6 protein-coding genes and 1 pseudogene are annotated in these 21,972 nt (G+C 48.5%); all 7 read right to left on the bottom strand.

Annotation, left to right across the window (positions count from 1 at the left end; translation table 11 throughout):
• Positions 1-36: 36 nt before the first annotated feature.
• Positions 37-231 (bottom strand): integrase core domain-containing protein, encoded by a 195-nt coding sequence (locus RBB62_RS20365; RefSeq protein ID WP_425499905.1) that lies wholly within the window; start codon positions 229-231, stop codon positions 37-39.
• A 23-nt stretch (positions 232-254) separates the two neighbouring features.
• Entirely contained in the window at positions 255-935 is a 681-nt protein-coding gene (locus tag RBB62_RS19470) for a helix-turn-helix domain-containing protein (RefSeq protein WP_309400929.1), read from the bottom strand.
• A gap of 484 nt (positions 936-1,419) precedes the next feature.
• Positions 1,420-14,271, bottom strand: coding sequence for an RHS repeat-associated core domain-containing protein (locus tag RBB62_RS19465; RefSeq protein ID WP_309400928.1), 12,852 nt, complete (start codon positions 14,269-14,271; stop codon positions 1,420-1,422).
• Positions 14,272-14,692: 421 nt separating this feature from the next.
• Positions 14,693-15,793: a rhodanese-like domain-containing protein gene (locus tag RBB62_RS19460; protein WP_309400927.1), complete on the bottom strand. Its 1,101-nt coding sequence runs from the start codon at positions 15,791-15,793 to the stop codon at positions 14,693-14,695.
• 11 nt (positions 15,794-15,804) lie between these two features.
• On the bottom strand, positions 15,805-18,894 hold the full coding sequence (locus tag RBB62_RS19455; RefSeq protein ID WP_309400926.1) for a hypothetical protein: 3,090 nt from the start codon (positions 18,892-18,894) through the stop codon (positions 15,805-15,807).
• 153 nt (positions 18,895-19,047) lie between these two features.
• The gene (locus RBB62_RS19450; protein WP_309400925.1) at positions 19,048-21,117 is read right to left on the bottom strand and encodes an RCC1 domain-containing protein; all 2,070 of its coding nucleotides are present in this window, start codon (positions 21,115-21,117) and stop codon (positions 19,048-19,050) included.
• Positions 21,118-21,159: 42 nt separating this feature from the next.
• Positions 21,160-21,972 (bottom strand): annotated as a pseudogene (locus tag RBB62_RS19445) (hypothetical protein); the annotation flags it as partial.

Below are 21,972 nucleotides of genomic sequence, written 5' to 3'. Positions count from 1 at the left end.
CACGATCTCCACATCCATCCGCACACTCTAACAGGTTCAAGCCAATACAGAAAGAGGGACGATCACCGGACGCTTACGGTTATACTCCTCCCGCCAGCGATCAAAGCGTTTCTGTTGAGCCTGAATATTCGGCGCTGGTCGCTTGGCAACCTCGGCCTTCAGGTCTCGGTGCATACGCTCGTGCGACCCGTTTTCCTGGGGCGAGGCAGGACGGATAAACTCAACACGCACTCCCTGCTCAATCCACCAAACACTCAGCTGTGATAGCCCTCCCAGGCCGCTGCCCCAAAAGGAGTACCGTTGTCTACGCGAATTACTTCCGGCAAACCGTAATAACGCATCAGGGTCTTACAGCTTCTGAGCGTCGTGACAAATTGCTGGTTCAACTGCCCCTTGCAGCCGATCACATAGCGGCTGTAGCGATCGCAAACCGTCAGCGGTTCACACCGCACGCCATTGCCCAGAGCAAACCAGCCCTTGAAGTCAAAAGTCCAGACCTCGTTCGGCCGCGTCGCCTCTGTCAAATACTCGGGATGAACCCGGTGCAAGCCAGCTCGACGCTTACGCTTCTTCGTTAGCCCATGACGGTTCAAAACATTATTGATCGTGTTGATATGCGGGCGATTGTCGATGCCGTGGATCTTTTGCAGCAGATCATGAATCTTCTTGGCACCCCAGGTCGGATGCTTTCGACGCTCCTGCAAAATCAGCTTCTCCACCTCCGCGTCGGTCACACTCGGGCTGTTCTTCGGACGACGGCTTCGATCCGCCAACCCTGCACGCCCTTCGGCTTCATAGCGTTGAAGATATTTATGCCCTGTCTTGCGACTGATCCCGAAATCACGACACAAATCAATTATTCGAAATCGACCCGTATGGGCGAGCGTTACAAAGCGTTCTTTCTCGGTCATTGCATCGGTTTCTTTCCATGGCATCGCGCCAGTAAAGTGTTACCGATGTCCTTGTGTTAACTGTTACCGATGTCTCTGTGCCATACCCCCTTCTTCCTTTGCTACCTTCGTGATACCCTCAATGAGATTCCTATCACTGCGTTCTATAAATGATAAAGTCGCCACTGTTTCATTACTCTCTTTGTCTATTACTGTGGATTCGTAAAAAGGATATGCTGAAGGCCTCATTATTTTAACATTTTTCATCGAAATAACATTCACATTGCCCTTAACATGGATGCGTATAATATTTTCGTTTATAACCCAGTAGCAAGAGGCATCAGGATTCAACTTGGCGTAGACATTATACATTACTGACAACAGTAATATTGACGAAAAGATCCAGACACAAAAATCAAAGCTATTTTCAATCAAAGCATAAATCACCAATAGTGGAAATAAACCCACTACCATAAACAGTAATAAGTACCAGTTTAAAAATAGCCTTCTACTTGATCGTATTACCATATTAATTCGATAATTCGCTTCCTCTCTTCCCTGCTCTGTCGATTAAGTCATCTAGTTTATCTGTGCCACATTCAGCTAAGCCCGCTGCAGTGCCAGTAACTAGCCCCAAAAGCATGGAGTCGGCGACATCAGAACCATTTAATGAAGCAGCACCAACAGCTCCAACAAACACTGCTAAAACCCTTACAGTTTTTACATTAGCACTAGGCTGATTACCTGTCAATTTATCATAAAGAGTTGTAGATATTGCAGTTCCAATTAGACTTGCAGTTCCTTCCACTGCCAAAGACGCCCAGAAACTATTCTCTGTAACTTTATCTGGAATGGCAGTAGTAATAAGGCCAGCAAAGGCACCACCGACAGCACCAGCGAGCACTGCCTCCCATTTCGAATCTGAACCACACCATTTTGCAGCAAGTCCAGCTGAAACACCTCCAACTACAGCACCAACTACAGTACCCACAACTACATCTCTAACATACGGAATTTTTAACGCTTGTTTAACATTGCCTAAAAATAAACCATACTCATCAATGTGAATTATTGGATCATTTAGCACTATAACATATAGATTATAACCACCATCTTCCTCCAATGGATCGCGGCTCAACCAACGCCCTTGGCTTGGATCATATGCTCGCCAAAGATACAGCACCAAACCGCTCAGCTCATGAGTCTCCTGCGAAGAGAAGCGATAGGGCTGATCAATGATCGAAACTTCACTAAACAATTCGCCAAAGGGCGAATAGGAATAGCTCGCGACAGATTCATCCTCGGTAAAGCTGCCAGAGATGGTTTCTCCCGCGATGAGGCCGACCACATTGCCATTACCATCATACTCATAGTAATGGCTCTCCCAACCACCGGAGCCTGCGGCATTCGGCATGGAAAGTGCGAGTAAGCCACCGGTCCCACCAGCAGCGTCCAAGGTGTCCGACAAGTCCAGACCACGCGTCAGTTGGCGGATCACGTTGCCCGCGTTGTCCTGCTCCTGAATAGGCAGGAGACCGTCGTAGATGTAGCACACCACATCATCGATCACTCCGCCGACGTATTCGATGCGGCGGTTACGGCGGCTCAGGCCATCGTATTCAAACTTGGTGTAATCGCCCGCATTGGCGTATTGGATCTCGACGAGGCGATTCTCCGCATCCCAGACGTAATCCGCAGTCCCATTTCCATCGCGGTCCGTCATGTTGCCATTGGCGTCATAGTCCGGGCTGGCTCCGCCAATACTGGTATATTGGTTGAGCGCGTTTGGCGCGTAGCTAGTCGCCACGCCATCCACCTCTGCGGACAAGCGGTTGCCAATCGGGTCGTAGCTGTAATCGTAATCATACAGAGTGTGGGTGGGATTATCCGCGGTCGCCAATTGCCGGTATTCATCGTAGCTGAAGCTGCGTACCGAGCTATCGGATAGCGTTTCTGTATCACGCAGCCCCGCAACATCGTAGGTGTAGCTATGGGAAGTCGCCGGGCTGGAGGCGCTGCCCCCCGTGCCATAATGGCTGATCGAGTTCATTCGCCCGAGATTATCGTAAACCATGATCCGCGAAGAGCTATCCGCAACACCAGCAAAGGCGTTGGGGAAGCTGATTGCGCCTGGCTGGGTGGTCTGGCGATCGTAGGCATACTGGAACGGGCTCGACGCATCGACCGCGCTGTCGAGCAAGACCTCCAAGCGACCGGCCGCATCGTAATTGTACACTGTGGTCCACGGCGCACTGGGGCTCGTTGCGCAAGCAACTTCCATCAGCACGCGATTCCCTTCGGAGTCGAAGAGGTAGTCGATAGAGGCCAAGTTCTCGTAAACCGAGTTACCAGACGACCACATCTTCTGCGTGGCGTTCTCCACCCGCCCTGCGGCGTTGTAGGCCCACGTGTTTTGATAAAGGCCGTTGTTGACCGATAACGGGCGGCCCATCTGGTCGTAGCTGAAGGCCACGTCCGGCGTATCCGCAACTCCAACAGGCAGGACATCCGGGTAATCAATAAACGTTAAGCGGTTGAACGCGTTGTAGGAATAATCGGTTTGGATGCCCTTGGCATCGATACGCTGTGTGAGGTTGCCCGACTGGTCGTAGGCATACTGGTAATGATTTCCAGCCAATGTTTCACCGGCGTAAAGCTTATCCGTGACGAGATTGCGCGCGTTGTAATACCACTTGGTCTCGGCGGTACTCGACGGGCTAGCTCCGTAGTAGGTCTTGAGGCTCGTCATGTTGCCGACCTCATCATAGCCCAGCTCAATCGGGTAATTGCCCTGCCCTGCGATCACGCCTGCTTCATCAACATTGATGCGGGTGAGCTGGCCAAACTGGTCGTAGGCGCGGTGCTCGACCCTGGTCAGTCCGTTGACGCCGTTATCCGGATAGGTCAATTGCGCAACGAGATCGAGGACGTTGTAATCATACTCGGTGGCATAAGTCGGCGAACCACCGATGCCCACACCTGGATTGTCGACATCGTTCCACTCCTTCGACAGACGGCCCAAGTTATCGTAAGCCATGTAGAGCGTGGCGCCCTGCTGGATCGTCTGCGCCAGCGGCATGAAGCGGGCATCATACTGATAGGCCGTCACAGCGCCACTGCGCGAAACCATCTGCATCACTAAGCCTGCGTTGGCCTCGCTACGGATGTATTGCTGCGTCGTGCGCTGAGTATTGCCCGAAGTGGATACGATCGGCCAGGTGGTTTTGACCAAGTTATCGGCAGCATCGTAGGTATGCGTCAACGCCAGCCCGTCTGGATTGGTCTCGGCAACCATGCGGCCCAGACGGTCGAACGTCATCGTAGCCAGACCTCCGCCAAGGTCTTCAATGCGAACAATGTCGCCCCAGGCATTGTACTGGTAGCTACGCATGACATTGGCGGGGTTGTTCTGCCAGTTTGAACCCAAGATATAACCCGTCGCCTGCGGAACCGACTCATGTGTTCGACGATTCAGCGAATCGTAAGCGAAATAGCGGGTATTGCCATTGCCATCGCGCAAGGAAGTGATGTTGCCAACCCGGTCGTAGGTCAGGACAGCTGTGGTGACGCCATCCACGGCGATGCTCGTCAGGCGGTTGTAGTCGTCATAGGAGTAGACGGTCTCGTAGCCACGCCCATCGATGATCTTAACCAGATTGTCATTACCATCGTAGAAGAACTGACGCTCATGCTCCAGATCTCCATAAATCCGGGTCCTCCGACCAAGAGCATCATACTCGAAATGAGTGGTATAGGTATCGACTCCGTCCGTTACGGTAATCGAAGTTAAGCGGCTCTCCGCGTCGTAGGTGAAGGTGCGCTCGCGCTCCTCCGGAAGGCCAGCAGCCTCAACCACACTTTGCAGGCGACCACGTAAATCATAGCCCATCAAAGTTTCAACTGACAATGGATCGACTTTGGCCACCCGACGCCCCAGCGCATTGTATTCCATGACGCTGTCGGCCGTGACCACACCACCGTTCGCATCCGTTTGGTAAGGAACGGCTTCGACCGAGCGATAACCGAACTCATCATAGCCGTAACTTATGGTCTGGCCCAAGCCATTGGTCACAGACGCAACCTTGCCGCCTTCATTGTAAGTAAACTTTTCGTAGAGTACTTCCGTCTCACTACCATCGACACGGTAGGTTTCCGTGCGGCGGCCCATCGGATCGTATTCGTAGACTTCGATACGTGCCGAAGATTGATCCAAAGCCTGCAGGTAGCCGATGACACCGGCATCCCACCCAGTGACGGAGTTAAAGTAAGCAGCGACATTTGCACCGGGAATACCTGAGGCCATTTCACGCAGAACACCTCCTTCGTAGGTGTTCAACATGGCGTAGCCCTGCGCATTCACCATCCAAATCAAGCGATCCTTCTCATCGAAACCGAAATAGGTGGTCCGACCAAGGGCATCCGTAACCGAAGTCGGGCGGCTGGCAGAGTCGTAGGTGTAGCTTGTTTGATACTGCGGATCGAGGGGATTGTATTCACGCGTCTTGAGCACGGTGTCGCCCTTATACTCGTAGGCAGTCTGGACGCCTCGTGGATCTGTGCGCACAAAGGTACGGTTGTAATCGTCGATCAAACCGGTGAATGGGTTCGTATAATCGTAAGTCCAGCTACGTTCGAGGCTCGTGCCAACGGCATCGGTGCGCCACGTCAGGTTGCCCCGCTCGTCGTGGCCGAACTGGTAAATCGTGCCGACCGCATCCGTGAACTCCTCCAAGAGGTTAATGGTCGGATTCCACTTGTAGTAGCGAACACCACCGCCTGGGAGTTGTTCTTCCACCACTTTGCCGAAATCATTATAAACAGACTTGGTCGTTTCGTACTGACCGATTGTCTCAGAAAGTACGCCACTATCATCAACTTGTCGGTAAAGAACGCGCTCCCCATTGATGCGTTTTTCAAATAGACTACCATAGGCATCATAGAAAAATTCTGTCGTGACGCCTTCAGTCGTCGTTTCAGATGCGTAGTGCGTTCCTTTTCCACCAATAGCAAGGTAGGTTGACCTCCCATCGACGACTCCAAGACCAACATTGCCCTCAGACAAAGCACTACCAGCACTATACATAACGGTCGCAGCACCTGTAGTATCATTCTGCTCAAAATGATAGTCGTAGTATTTACCTACACCAGTTTCATCCAGTAGGCTAATAATGCGGCCGTCATCATCGTATTCCATGACATAGCTACCACCAGTGATAGTAGTCTTTCCGATTAGGTGTAGAGTGTCGTAGGAAAAAGACTCATGTAACTCAGAAGGCGTTCCTTCAAAATAGGTAACTGCAACAAGTCGATTGCTTATTTCATAAGTCCGAGTAGTCGCATCATCATCCTCATATGAATAATCGACCTTACGGCCACTGAGTTCATCTTGTATGTAATCGACTAACCTGGCTTCGTTGTAGTGTATGCTGAGTACTAAATTCCCTTCAGAGACGAGCTCGCCATCTTCATATACCCGAGCGTTATCATAAACCCCGGTTGGCTGCGTTGGATAATCCTCATCCGCATACTCGTATACAGCTACCGTAGTATTCTCATAGCCAAACGCATGCAAACGACCTGTATCTATATCGTATTCTCGCCATTGTCGTGTTTCCTTATTCAAGAACCGATAGGCATGAGTATCTGAATTTACAGAAGTTACGTGTTGCTTAAAGACCTTACTAAAGCTGTAGCTTTTATCTAAGTCATAGGCTCTTGAACTCCAGGTATACCCCAGATAGGTGACATTGGTATAAGGCCTCATCAAGGACTCTGCAGTAACACGAAGATCAGATACATTCCCCGAGAGATATTCACCATGTTCAACAGAGCAATCCGACTTGGGAATCACCTCCCAGTAGCGCCCATTGAAAGTGCGCGAGAAACTGACATAGCCACCGGGCACAATAATCCGTAAATCTTCAACCTGGTCACGGTATTCACCATTGACCAAATCGACCCAGCTAGCTCCTGCTGAATTTCGGTCCCGAGGAAAACAAGGATTTTCCGATGCCTTCCCATCCGGATTGGCGCCACCACCGCCACCACCGTTACCAGCGCCACAGCAGGGATCGCTCTCACATGGCACCGGAGGCTTACACTTAGGGGATGATGAGCCACCACCGCTGCCGCTGCCTGCGTTACTGTAGCGTGGAGATGACCCGCCTCCATTGGTTCCAGTGCCTCCCTTGTCAACAGGACCATCCCCCATGGGAGGAAATGGGTTATGGCCGCTTTGGCTCAGATTACCCACGGTAACGCCACATCCCAAGCCACCACAAACTTCCCAAGTAATACTAGGATTCCAAGGGCAATAAAATTTTGCACACCCACGCGCACTCTGCGAATAACCGCTTGAGCTAGCGCCAGAAGCCGCCAATGCCACCATTGCGTAATTGGAAACAGGAGCGCCGAGGAATCCGGCGGGCCCTGCTACGAGTTGCTCAGGAAGCAGGTCATTTGCGCCATCGAGCCAAGCTTGTGGATCCGTGCCTGTCGCGCAGGACGTTCCAGGTATATTCTGCAAACAGGTTATGCGGTACGGTATTCTCACCGATTCGCCTGCCTCAAGTGTATCGGGAACATCGCTGAGTAATTCAAAGCGATAGTAGGCGTCTGACTCGAAGAAGTCTAAATCGAAATCGAAGGCCCGAATTAAACCATAGTTCGTGACCCGCAGTTCGCCGTTGTAAACTTCGCCCGCGCAAGTATTGGGTATGTTGATGTAGGCAGGCTCCATGACGATAACCGGCATGGGAACCTGGGTCTCAAATTGGGTTTCAACCACTACATCATAGCGGTCCTGAATGGTGGTGGGCGTCACACTCCAGGAAACCGATACCGGACTGTAATTCAGGGCTATTTGCTCGAAATGCGAATGCCCCGGTTTGACAAAAATGAGACCATTATAGGTGCTATGCCCAGTGGCAGAAACCGTGACCCGATACCGCCCAGGCGTTAGATCAAACTGAGCACGCCCATGATTTTCTGCCACTTCGCTTGAATCCGTAACCTTTGTCTGACTAGTGACAATAAACCAATCAGCCTGAGCCGTGTTGGGATCATCTGCAGTAACCGTAATACGCGCATCTCCAACTCCATCCACCCATTGTGCCCAAGATGAATCTGGAGTGTAGTCAGAACCAGAAGGGAAATAATAGGGATTAATGATATGGAAATCTACCGTAACTTCTTGCGCAGACGCCGGATCGCCAACAAACAAAGATAAGTCCAGGTCAAAATTGTCGATATTGGAACCGGAAACACGGATGAAATAATCATTATGGAAGCCGATCTCGGCTTCACGAATTTCACGGGCATCAGCCGAAACCACGACCCGCACCTCATCTTGCCCCGGCAACTGATCTATTTTTGCAGAAGCCAGAAAGCGCAACCAATTAGGAGCCTCAATCGTATCTTCGCTGTTGCCGGGATCGTCATATTTCAGAATCGAAAGCGTTAAATCGTTCGCACTGACAAAGCCTGCGTTCTTCAGCGTGAAATCAACCGATGCCGATTCTCCATGATAGACTCCTAACTGCAAAGTGCTAATTAGCGAACCATCCTCGTAAGCAGCAAGCACTGGTCGATTCACCGAAAATGCATAGGTGAAGTCCATCGTATCCCAGACAATTGTATCGCTTCCCACATCAGTCGTTTCAGTACTCACCAACTGGAAATCACTCGCGATACGATCTGATTCGGTGGCTAACCCAGTGATTTCAATGGTAAACTCGGTATTGGCGCTGACGTTATCAATGCTGGCAGGTGTGATCGTAACCGTAAGATTATCGCCAGGAACATCCACGCCGCCCTCACTAGTAAAGCTAGACTGCAGGCTCAAATTATAGAGTTCAGCGCCACCTGCGATTAATACAGGCACCTTAATGATCTTTGTATAATCGACGGGAGCTTTCACCTCCAACTCTGAATAGCCCAGATATGCGCTTTGAATGACAAATGAGCCAGCCGCATCAAACAACTCATAATCTGGGTGCGATACAGCAATCTGATAGGTGCCGGCAGCATATTCGTTAGAGTTAAACGTGTAAGAAAACTGTCCGTCAGAATCTGTCGTCGTAGCAATAATCTGCTCAACGCCACCTTTCTGAATCTTTATGGCTACAGGAACATTGCCTGCTGGCGCAGATGCGCCAAATGAGTCATCCAAGAAAGCTTGCCCGGTCACAACGAAAGTAGTCCCCTTCGGAACCGTAGCCAAAATTGATGCAACAGCATTTGGGTCTACGGTTTCGGCATCCACGGTAAGAAGCTCGACAGAATAGCCTAAAGCCTGAGTCGAGACCTTCTTTCTCACTAAAAGATCCAAAGGAAGATCAATCGGATGTCCTTCCCGCAAACCATAGTGCACCTGAGATAGCTCGGCTTGAACATAGAGCGCCTCATCTACGGTATCGGGCACTAATACTTCAACGGCATCCGAAACGAATGTTTCTCCTGGCTGAATGAGCTGAATGCGATAGTCACCCGCCTGATAATTAGCGCTACCTGTAGTCTGGAAATACTCGACAGTGTCGATTAGCCCACCCTCGAGATCCAACACACTCAACGCAATTTCAGCTGGATCACCATTAGCTGTGATCAATTCGATAGGCGTACTGGAAGTGTTCGTCAGTTTAAATCCGATCTCGCCAGTAGTCCCACGCGTTAGATTCGTGGCATATACCTCAAGTGGCATCGCTCCCATGAGTAAATCAACAGTGATCTCCGCATGGTATTCGACGCTTACCCCTACAGATGGTCCCATTGACCATTTGACAGTCATGGACTCCTGACCTGGATCAAACACTGGCAGACCAGCGACGGGAAGAACAAGGTTACCGTCATCGCCAGCAAGAAATCCTGCAGCGTATTCGAAGCTGAACACATCCTGTGCAAGCTGATCAAAACTACCGCTCAGCAAGCCACCTGATGCGTCGATCTGCCCCTGATTCTGAATACGAATGCCAAGGCCATTCATGAGGCCAATGTATATTGGCTCCTCGCCAGATCGCGTGATAGCCAAGTTTGGCAACTCCACCGTCTTTGAAGTACCTTGGGACGCCGAAAACACGGGGGTGATGGTCATGCTCAAGCCAGCATCCAGCATCGACTCATAGTGAATAGATGGTGTCGACAGTACCTTCGAATAGACTAGGTCTCCACTAGCTGGGTCGACTAACTCCACTAAGTAAGTTGTGTTCTGATCTTGCGCCACATGACTCCAAGTGCAGTCAAATTCTCCATTTGAACCAATCGTCGCGACAATGTTTTGGACGGGTAGCGATTCAGCTAAATCCAACTGCTGATAAGACGACAAAGTCGACGCATTGCCTACAGCATCGTATGCCTTAACCGCATAATGGCTATGTGCAGAACTCGGCATTGTATCTACATATTCCAAGTCTGTGGTTGAAGCAGTGAAACTGCCATCAACTAACCCTACACCATCCGCTCGAATTAATTCATAGCTAGCCGTGTCTACAGAACCAGGCTGCCATTTTGCGAGGATTCCACCTTCTGATGCGAACAGGCCGGTATCTACAGCAATAAGCGGATCAAAGATAGGAGCCGACGGTGGCACACTATCCACTGTTGCTGCGACTTCAGGGCAACTGATAGTATCGCTTGTCGATGCCGCATCAACCGCTCCAGTAACTACGAATAGGTAATCGCCATCAACAAGCGTACCAGCGCTCACTGCGTAGCTAGTCGTATCCTGGCTTAGCGCTACGGCATTGAGCGGATTGTCGAAATCCGCAATTCCATCATCTAGCTTAGCCCAAATGTAATAGCCATTCGCTTGACTGACTGGCTGCCAGGAAAGCAGCACTTCACCATTGGGAAGCGACTCTGCCTCCAGGCCGATCGGGTGATTCGCCTCCGTATAGACCGTGAAACCTTGATCCAAAGACGAGGTAGCCACAGCGCCAAACTGATTCGGAATACTCGCACTAAGAACAAAAGTCTCAACGCCATCTTCGCCTAAATCATTTAACTGAATGCGAAAACTCACATCATAAGCACTACTATCATTCTGAGATGTAACCACGTTCGAGCTAACTGAATTTGAGGACTCATCCAGTAGCCAAAAATTCGCCACATCCAAACCTGAGACTGACTTATCCAAGTTTACTTCAAAAGTCACATCAATGAAATCTTCCCCTACATCAGGTAAGAACGCTTGCTGCATCAGAACAGGATAAGAAACCGAATCGATGTATGCCCCGCGCGTATCCCAAACTAATCGACCATCTACGGTGCTTGCGCCATCCAGAGTCAGGGTTTGCTCGTTACCTGAGTTATCCCGAACTGTCAGACTTGGAGTGAACTCTGCATTGGGACTAGAGTCATCCAATACAATACTCCCTGTATATGTATTGAGCGACGACTCAACTAATTGAACACGAATTGGAGTTCCAATAGTTGGCTTAAAATAGAAGATTGGTGTTGTCGCCAGAGGCTCATCAAGAGTCAGCGTTACAGTAAGGTTTCCACTACCAAACACAGGTAAACCGCTAGAAATGCTCTCACCTCCATCTTCGTCCGCCAAGTAAGAGTAAACAAGCCCACCGCCAGCAGCCGAACTCAAGAGGTTCGGAGCATCGGAATCGACTTGTATCGAAACAACCTGTGACTTATCGCTACGTGTGCCTAGGCTATTAATCGCCTCAACGCAGTATTCATACGTAACTCCTGATTCAACACTAGTATCCTTGTAGCTCAACGAAGTAATCGAGTCAGGATAGATAAGGCTGAAATCGGCTCCTGATCCTGCAACACGACGGTAAACATCGTAATGACTGATCTGACCGGCATAAGCAGGCTGACGCCAGCTTATCTTTGGTGTCCCTCCAATTCCTCCGACAATAGATACCCCAATAGGCGCTGGAGGAATCGATGCATCACGTTTGATCAGGATTGATACAGCAGAGCTAGCCTCATCGCTACGATTATAGGCGACAACAGAAACAGCATAGTCTCCATCTTGCGTAAATTGAAGTAAACGCGACCAACTACCATCGTTCACTGGAACATTATTATAGTCAGTAGTGACATCATCCGCCGTACTGTCTGACGTGTTATTATTAAAGACTACGGATATGTTAACATAGTCAGCACGCGCACCCGCAGTACCGCTCAGAGTGTATTGGCTATTGTTGACATTCACTGGAGCATTACCTGAAATCAAAGGCGCTTCAGGAGCTGATAAATCCACGTTGAATGTTGCTATGGTCTCCGCGGAATCAAGACCAAGCCGATCATAGGCAAGCACTTTTATAAGGTAACCAACTCCATCGGGATAGTCCAACGGATTGAATCGTTGTGTATAAATAGCATTTTCGCCACTGTAGTCCACTCCCAGCAAATCGGTGTAGGATTCTGAAGCATCAGAAATGTAGAATTCAACGCGCTCCACCCCGGTCTCATCGATAGCAGATATACTGAAATTACCGGTTTCAGCGATTGATGGAGCGGCTTCCCCAAGGTCAGAGCCTTCCCACTCAAGATCAGAGAGCGTGGGCCCATCGTTATTTACTTTTAAGTAAGCAATGGTCGGACCGCTGGCCTTAAAGGTATCAGCAAATGCACGCGCAGTCAGCGTAACATCCTCATCAAAACTAAGAGGAGTGACATATAGCGGCGATGCAGCGTTAGGCATGCTTCCATCAATAGTGTAGCGTATTGATGTTGCACTAGTAGGCAGCGACAGCGAAATCTCATCGGTAGGATTTACGCTCATCCCCCCAGTTGCGTATAATTCAGCTTCCGTGGAGTTAACCACAACTCCGTTAAGAAAAAGAGCAGGCCCTGAAAGAGTTCCATTGATTTGCGGCTGCAGTGAGTGCAACTGAGTATCCGGGATAACCTCAAGCGCTTGAGACTTGCTACCCCATTGTAAGCTAAACGATGCACCACCAGTGCCATTGTAATAATATTCTACCCGTATGGGGTATCGTTGTCCGGCCACCAATGAAATGTCACCACTTTGGTTTTCAACAATATTGTCTTCCCAGGTATCGACGATCAACGAATCACCGACGCACAGCCGAGAACCTGCATTCGACGTAATAGTGAATGTATAAACTTCGCTGAATTGAGCTTCAAGTTCACCCGTCCAAACAACCCCATAATTGTCGCTGTCCGTATTTTCGGCCGACAAACCAGACATCGGATGGCTGTATCCAATGGGCGCTCCAGCCATGAGCTCAGGCCCGGTGGTTATGGAATTGGGATAATCATAGTACCAGCCAATAAGCCCTGATCCAGATCCTGCCCCTATGCCAATTCGGTATTCGTATGGGCCTGTGATAACCACATCGGCATCATCCAGATATGAGCCTGAAGTATAGAGATAGAGATCAACAGACTCGTTGATGTTCAGCAGACTAGAACCATCATACAAGGTAAACTCCTCGGCCAAGGGCGTAACGCCCGCGAGGCTTGAATCTATATAATAATAGATGTCGCATGCTGAAGGAGAGCTAAGTGAAACCCCCAAAGGCTCTTGAATTCCAGATGGAAGAACTGAGGGCGTGGCGGGCTCAGGGCGCACCAACAACTGCATTGTGTCAGAAACGGCATACACACCATCATCTGCTGTTAAAGTCAAAGTGTATGCTCCAGGCTCAAAATTCGTGAAATCCGTAGCTGGTCCACTCGCATTGCTGAACTGCCCAGACAAAGTTAGCGGCTCATAGGCCCATGTCCAGGCTGCCGCCACTGGAAGACCATCGTCTGCCGTTATCGGGGTAAGCGAAATGGAGCTAGTAGTCGCATCCACTAATAGGTCTTCACCTATCGCTACGAAGGGCGGTTGGTTCGATACATTGACGACTACTCCAGCCGCTTCGAGGCTAGTAATCACTTCCGCATTGCCAGATGCGGGATCGGAGCTTAACTGACCTCCTGTTATGTTTAGCCCTGATAAGTTAATGGCGTACTCCAAGCCTGACAGGTCGACGATGTCAAAAGGACTAAGATCAAGCTCACCGACAAGACTCTCCATATCCTGATCTGTAATAACAGCTGTACCGTTCAGGCCTAATAGACTTCGAATTTGCGCTTCTAAAATAGAGTCATCAAAACTAATATTTTTCAGCACACGTATATCGAATTTCTTCTCAACAAAACGCCTTGGCGTACCATCATCCAACACGCGCACTAAAATAGAATATAAGCCAGGAGCTTCTACACTTGTTGGGCTATAACTGATGAATACATTCTGTGGATCAGAAGAATGTAATGTAACCCAATCAGGAGCATCTATCAGTTCATAGCTAATAGACTGACCAAGGTCAGCATCACTAGCAATAACAGAGAGAGAGGCTGTATCTCCTTCAAGAATCACCTGATCTGATATCGCTCCTATTTCAGGCATTGTATTCCCATCCGACAGTGGGTTATAATCCAAATAATTAGTTTCAGAACCCTGAGACCCGTGATATCCATGCACTTTAAATTTTGCCCCTTCTGAGTAATTAAAGGTGCTTATTGATACTATTGGAGTGCGACTTGATGGATATAGTTCTACCCGATACACATCGTCCGGATAGAAAAACTCGATATTTTCAAAAGAAGACGAATAAGTAGGTCGATATACAATAAAGCTCACCTCCATATTAGGCGTTTGTGCCTCAGTATTATGCCGGACCTCAATCTTATAGCCTGTATGCCTATTTCCATAATCTATAGTTCCATTGTATAACGTATTTATGATCGCCGCGTTTGAAACATTTAGCGCTATAAGCGACAAGTAAACAAAAAGTATTTTGGCAATTCTAATCATTTATAAATTCCGACTAGTTAGGGCAAGTGCTACACCCTGGAAGTTTTCTTCGAGATGAAATTGTTTGTATGTTTCCATTTGGAGCAGTTGTAACACGCTCCGTTCCAGCATGCTGCATGGCATATTCAAGGAATTCACGTTGGCTCAGTGCTGAAATAAAAGCAGGAGCACCACCTGAAATGACTGGAATTGGTATTCCTACCTCTAAATTCTGATATGCAAGCTCAAGTGCAGATCGACGATCTTTTGCGAGTATATATTGCGGACGAATGCCATCTGGATTAACATTCACAAAGTCGCCATCCCACACCTCAAGCTCAAAGTGTTGTGCCATTCCCAATGACAAAGGATCAACATCAGCGAGCCATAACTTCGGCTCAGCCTTCGATAGATCAACAACGGAATCAGCTGAGGCCATAAGAACAGATACATCCTTCGGAGCAATCCCCTTGAGGGCCCCTCCCGATGCTGCCCAAGCCCCAATGCCACCATCAATAAAATATAGATTCCGACCTTTAACGCCTCGTGCATAATGAAGCTGACGAATCGTTGGGTAACCGGCTGTAACGAGAACGACTGGCCTGCCCGGTGAATTTGGAGCGTTTTTTGCAATGTTCACAATCTTCGAACCAGGCAAATGAAATCTCATGTAATCGTCAGCAGGCCGAACATCCCAAATCTCGTATTCGCTTTTACGACTCAGAAGATCCACGGCCGAAATAAAAACATCTGATTTCGCCCTAATAACACTCCCCTCGATAACAAAATCAGTTGTGCTGGCATCACCATTTTCGGATAGGCTCTTTATCGAAAGTATTCGATTAAAGGGTCCTAATTCCCGCCCAAATAACACACCTGCGACCGTAAGGGCTTCACCGGGCTCTATTACGCCATTAGCTTCATTGAACGCGAGGCAGTTACAATCAGGGGTTACAGCCTCCAGCACCACAACTCCGTCTCCTCCATTTTTAATACTGATAGACACTGGATTGCTAATGTACAGCTCAGCCGCATCGAAGCCTTTTGCTTCTACAAGAACAACAGAACGTAACACCATCGGGATCAACAACATGGAGAATATGCCAAAAAAAACGTGCAATTTATTTCGCAACATAAGTAGATGCATTAGTTAAATGTCGGTGTCCAAACACTCGATGAAGCAGCACCGCGTCGGCGCACTCGGAAAGCCGATCCTGGCTCTAATACATATTCACCTACGTCAGTCCCAGTAGCTCCTTGCAGCCAATTTGTGCCGTTAAAGATGAAGTGCTTTTCAGGAGGTAGAGTATACCCTTTCCTTGATGGATCGTAGATCAACAATTCATCGGTAGCCTGAAACTCAGATACAGACTGCTGAATCATCCCCTCCGAACCACTTAAAGCCAATGCCGAGGAATCAAGAGTCACAGAACTATACCCGCCAAAGCCGATGAGCATCTCACTCACGCCTTCGACCGACCCCGGTACAACAAGCCGCCAATCAGCGGTTGGCAGCGCACCCAAGAGGTAAATAACATCATCTGTATTCTGCTCTCTACGCAGAACAAACGGAGCACCCCACTTTAAAGCAGTGGCGCTTCGATCCACTGGGGTAGAATCCTCTTTAGCCAACCATGTGTAAAGTGCATCGGAAGGTTGTTGTATGGTAAGTAGAGGATCTGAATCAATCTGCGACCACTCTAAACTGTATAGTTCTACGGCATCGCCTTGCAGCATGGGCATATCGAGCTTCGAGGACAGAACCGGATTAACAACGGATGCCAATACTTCAGACAACTGATATTCCGGTCGAATAATAAACGCATCACCTACGCTCAACATTGAGCTTAGATCTTCGCCATCCGCGAGCTGCACAAAAACCTTATTAGTTGAATTGGATATGATCGGCCAGTAGCAACCAGCAGAAGGGCCTGATATCATTTCGACATATAACGGACCTTCTACCGACTCAGAGGCCAGTTCATTCGCAGATAAGCTAGCATTCTCTACACGAACGCCATTAAATATCCCACTATTGGCAGAATATTTTACCACTTCAGCGGTTTTCATGACCCGTATCCCGGGACGCTGTAGAGGCAACGAAATATAATTATCGGTCTGCCCGTGTACCGGTATTAACTGCACACCGAGAATAGGAGTATAATCAGTCACGACTTGGCTTTGATCCGTGTATGTTACCTTAAGCGCAACAAAGCGCCGTGACACACTCGAAACTTCTTGTTGCGACTCTCTCCATCTAGGCCTAATAAAGCCAACCGGGGCTTCACTTGCATCCATCAGCGTTTCTACGTGTACCACCTCGGGCCAACTAGCGCGATCCAGAGTTACATCATCGGATGCAATCAGGGCATAGGTTAAGCCAGAACCAACTCCACGTTTATTAAAAGTCAAAGCTAGATATTTGCCTCCATCCTCAACGAGACTAACAACTGGCATCCCATTAAGCGACATGGAATTGGGATTCGCACCAAAAGCATACTCCAAGAGATTGCTTATGCCATCGTCATCAGCGTCATCTATGAAATCAATAATTCCATACAAATCCATCCATGATTCAGCCAAGCTTTTCGATCCGTCAACAACCACCAATCTCAGCTCTTGACTAGCCGAAAGAGAGCCATCACTCGCCAACAATTCAATTTCATACGGATCACTTCTCACCTGACTGGCGCTCGGCGTCCAACTGATCGATGCAGTATAGTAACCATCAGCATCAGGTCCCCCATCAAAGCTAAATGCCATACCATAAGCTAAGAGCCCATGAGAGATAATCAGAGCATCACCGTCTGGATCTTTGGCAGAAAGAGAAAACTGCGCTGTTTCGCCAGCCTCAACAATCACCGTTCCAAGCTCATTCCAAATCGGCATCGCATTGCCATCATTAGGCTCGATAAATGCAATTTGATAACTGGCGCCTCCAACTGGGAGACCAGAATCAAAAAGGTGCAATTCATGTACTGCCTGAAAACCATTATCTACATCTCTAGTCGAACTTAGCCAGAAATTCTGTTCAGGAATCACCTTACCATCATCTCTTATGATACGTTTAATTCGCTTAGAGCCCAAATATGGATCAATAGTTTTCACATAAACATGACCAGCTTCAGGATAGCTAGAGCCTCCAAACAAAGTTAGCGTATCATTCGTAAATTCAAATTCATCATTGGATGGGTTGTTCGTCCCGTCATTGAGATAAGCCACAGATTCACTATCCAAACTACTAGAATCATAAACATATAGCGCGGTATCGTCATTCACTTCTTCTCGCGTAACTCCATCTGGCTCACCCAACTGCCCACCGGTGGCCAGAAAATCATTAACATTGTCACTATCAACGTCATCCAGCAGCACGTCATGGATAAGCGTATAAACATAAACATTCTCATTTTCAATCAGTGATGTGACTTCGCCCCCAAGCTCATCATCATGAGATACCGTCACATTCAGCATCGTAAACTCCCCACTCAATGAACTCGTCATTATCCAGCGTGCGACGGCAGCAGTATTCGACTGCACTTGACCAAAATCGGCTAACAGACTCCCCGCTTGATCAACACCTCGAACCTCTGACCCAAGGATATCAAATTCAATAGCCAAGCCATCCAAATTTTCAGTAATTGCAGGTTCGCCACTGTTAATGCTTAAATTGTAAGCATTGCCAGCTCCGATGTTACGAACCCGAAGCCCCAGCGTAAAGGGAACTAATGGCTCAATTGTAGTTAGTGTGGTTGGCTCATCACCATATACACGATAAGGCAAAAAATAGTCTAACCCAAGCGTCGGCATAGGCTTAACCGTGATAAAATCTGGAGCAACGTTGATTGTCTCATCAGTGCGGGTTGCCGTCGAATAGGTAATCAAAGCCCCAATTTTATATTCAACCCCTAATGCTCCTACTCCAGCCGCCTCCGGAGATGGAATTATCTGAAAAATAATTTCCGACTCTACATCACTCGCAAGCGGCTCTAGCGTATATAACTGGCCAGAAACGCTAGGGGTTCCCTCATAAGATAAAATTCGATGAAAAAAGCGAACATCCTCATCTAGCTGAGTACCATCTGGATTGCTTGAAATGACACTTACTGGCTGGTCATTCTCATCGAGGAACACCAGAGTCACAAGCAGTTCAGTCATTGCCTCAGGTAGGCCATTACTTATAACCATTTTACCCTCAAACGCTTGCCGCTCCAATGTAATTTCCTGGGCAATCTCCATCTTAACGACAGCACATGTCGTTTCTTGCGCATGAGCCCCCCCTACCAAGAGCGATACAAACAAGCTCAGTAGTAGGCATCTCGCGGAAGAGCAAATTGTTCTGATAGTCATTTCCAAATTCATAAAGTGAATAGCAATCCAATATCCCACAACCTAGGGGGTGTTAAGCGTCAGCAATATCGGCGTTAAATCATCCGTCCCAGCCTGCCCATAACGATCGCTTCCCCAGCCATATACATTGCCATCGGATCCAACAAAATAGCCATGATCACGCCCCAATGACAATGAGAGGGCATCCACTCCGTTAGTATTAATCAAACCAGGGGCATGACTATTTCCAGTCTGCGAGAGTTCTCCTAACTGCTGATCCCAATTTGCACCCCACGCATAAACTTCCCCAGACTCAACAATAGCAGCCGTAAAAAAATCACCACAAGCGACATCGACTACTTGGCTTATACCAGAAATTACAGCTGGCTGTATCTCCACCATGTCGCCAACCAATCCTAACTGACCTGATTTATTGGCGCCCCAGGACGCAAGCGAACCACCCTCCAAACAGGCAACTGAATGATTACGCCCCGCCGACACAGACACCGCCAATATGCTATTTGGCAGCGAAACCTCTAAAGGCATATAAGTAGTTGAAGCATTGGTAGTCGTGCCTAACTGACCATAACGATTATCACCCCACGCAAAAATACGACCATCTGTGCCAAGCGCCAAATTGTGATTTGCTCCAGCAACCACCTGCGAAATTGCCACTGGCAAATTTACTTGCTGCGGCTCCCACACGATAGTACTAAGTAAGGGATCAACGCCTGCTTGACCACGTGAATTCAATCCCCAAGCCCACACAGTTCCATCATCGAGCAATACCAGATTATGGTCTTGGCCCGAACTAATTTGCACGACTGATTGCCCACTCCACGGAACAACAACAAGCGCACCACCCGAACCGCTTAGCGCACTAGAGTTACCAAGCTGTCCAAGATCATTTGCGCCCCAAGCCTGGAGCACCCCTGTGTTCGACATCCCGACCGCATGCCGATTCCCTAAAGAATAAAACACCAAGCTCACATCATTTGGCGCAACTGGCTGAGTCGGAGTGTCCACGCTCGCTGAAGCGCTGATTGCAGCCTGCCCGAATTCATTCCGTCCTGAGCGATAGGGTACCGATACAGAGCTAGAAAACATTCCTGAATCGCCACCTGCAATTGCCGTCGTTGGTGACGAATTCAAAATTCGAATTACATAAGAATCTGACTCATACAGATTATCTTCAGCAATGCTTATTCGTATTTCTGTGACAGCATCACTAGAACCGCTCTGAAAATCAAAATATGCATTTCCTATACCGTCAGTCCACAAAACAGCAGATGTAAGCCCAGCCCCGGCATAGCTGCCTGTATAAACATAGCCCTCCCCGCTAATCACTTCAATCTTTACCGGCTTATTGACCATCGGCTGCCCAGAATCGGTCAAAAGAAGATTCAATGGCTCGGAGAGCAGCATCTCCTTTCTCATAATAAAATCAGTATTCGCTGACAGCTGGATTTCCGGTGTGGCATTGGCAAAAAAAACGTCTGAATGCGTTCCATTAATAAATTCGTCGTAATTGGAAACACCATCACCATCAAAGTCACCTTCAGCCAAAATATCTTCGATGCCATCATAGCCGTCATTCTCGAAAAGCGACACCAAGTGGCCACGATACGCATCCCAAGATGACAAGGCCCAAGTACTCAAATCAAAGCTAAAGCAGTATTTTAACTGACCGATTGTGGCCGGGGCCAAATCGTTGTCATCGGTCTGAGCATCACTCCAAGGATAAATGCCGTCTTCTGGATTCATGGAAGCCGTATCGTAAGAGACATCTGCGGCATTTAAGCGGTCATAGAATGGTTTAGCTAGATATTTAAGCTGACCAATCGTCAGCACATATTTGTCGCTGTCAGGATTACTAGGAGCGGATACGCAAAACTGAGCATAGAGTGAATTCAATTCACTCCCAACACCATATTCCCCCAACTCCGTTTCCAAATACAGATACGCCTGTTTAACTACATGCTTTGCCTGACCAATAGTGGCAATGGCTGAATCTGCTCGCGTATTTCCATTAGTCACTTGATAAGCCGTATCCTCCCACCAGTCAGGAGCAGTTTGAGCGCTTAACATCCCTACAGACAGTGATGAAAATAGAAGTATGGGAATGATCTTCATGGCATTCTTAAGAAAGTGATTTACTGAAGAAATAAATGGCTACTAGTAAGTAATCGTCGGGATATCTCCCTGCACTTCATTCAGAGTCACTTTACCATAGATAATGGTATCGGGCGTTACTGCCCCAGTGGAAACAATAGCATCCACGGCAGTATCATCACTCGAAACCAGCTTAGTGGCGGGCTCATTCGCCAAATGAGATAGGTCTACGGATTTAGTTCCACCTGCATCAGTCAGCGTAAGGCTGTCATTTCCATCCAAGGAAAAACCTGTAACCAGCTCGTTCGTTGTGCTGCCATCTACCTCCTGAATCAGGTAGCCTGCGCTTGCGTGATCGCCCCAACCGAAGGCGGCGTCCCAGTTCGTAATGTCGCTAGCAGCTACCCCAAAAGCAGCGCTGCCCGTAAAAACCGGATCAGTTTCAGCCGTTAAATAACCTGCGCTTGCGTGATTGCCCCAGCCGAAGGCGGCGTCCCAGTTCGCAATGTCGCTAGCAGCTACCCCAAAAGCAGCGCTGCCCGTAAAAACCGGATCAGTTTCTGTGAGGACACCACTTGCCTCCGTCAAAGACACCCACGCCGAGCCATCGTATCCCTCAAAATCAGTTCCATCCCAACGAATCGCACCCGCCTGCACAAGTCCTGTGCTCGTTGTTAAAATCAGCGAGCCATCCACTTGGGTATGCCCAGCGACGTGCAACTTCTGGCTGGGCGTCGTTGTCCCAATCCCAATCGTCTTTGCCGATAAATCCCCATATATCGTGTTACCTATATTCAGCTTTTCACTATCAACCCCAGTAGGGAAATTAGAATTCCGGGCAATAACGATATTCCTGTCGCCTTCAGTAAGCGCCCC

This window comes from Cerasicoccus maritimus, from assembly GCA_031296935.1.
GTDB classification, from domain to species: Bacteria; Verrucomicrobiota; Verrucomicrobiia; order Opitutales; family Cerasicoccaceae; genus Cerasicoccus; species Cerasicoccus maritimus.
The sequence above is the reverse complement of the archived record's forward strand: the minus strand, read 5'-3'. Positions and strand labels throughout refer to the sequence as shown.

What these genes read in the sequence shown, in the direction of transcription:
- RBB62_RS19470 (WP_309400929.1), bottom strand. Translation starts at nt 935, where the DNA reads ATGCCATGGAAAGAAACCGATGCAATGACCGAGAAAGAACGCTTTGTA.
- RBB62_RS19465 (WP_309400928.1), bottom strand. Translation starts at nt 14,271, where the DNA reads ATGCCTGAAATAGGAGCGATATCAGATCAGGTGATTCTTGAAGGAGAT.
- RBB62_RS19460 (WP_309400927.1), bottom strand. Translation starts at nt 15,793, where the DNA reads ATGTTGCGAAATAAATTGCACGTTTTTTTTGGCATATTCTCCATGTTG.
- RBB62_RS19455 (WP_309400926.1), bottom strand. Translation starts at nt 18,894, where the DNA reads ATGGAGATTGCCCAGGAAATTACATTGGAGCGGCAAGCGTTTGAGGGT.
- RBB62_RS19450 (WP_309400925.1), bottom strand. Translation starts at nt 21,117, where the DNA reads ATGAAGATCATTCCCATACTTCTATTTTCATCACTGTCTGTAGGGATG.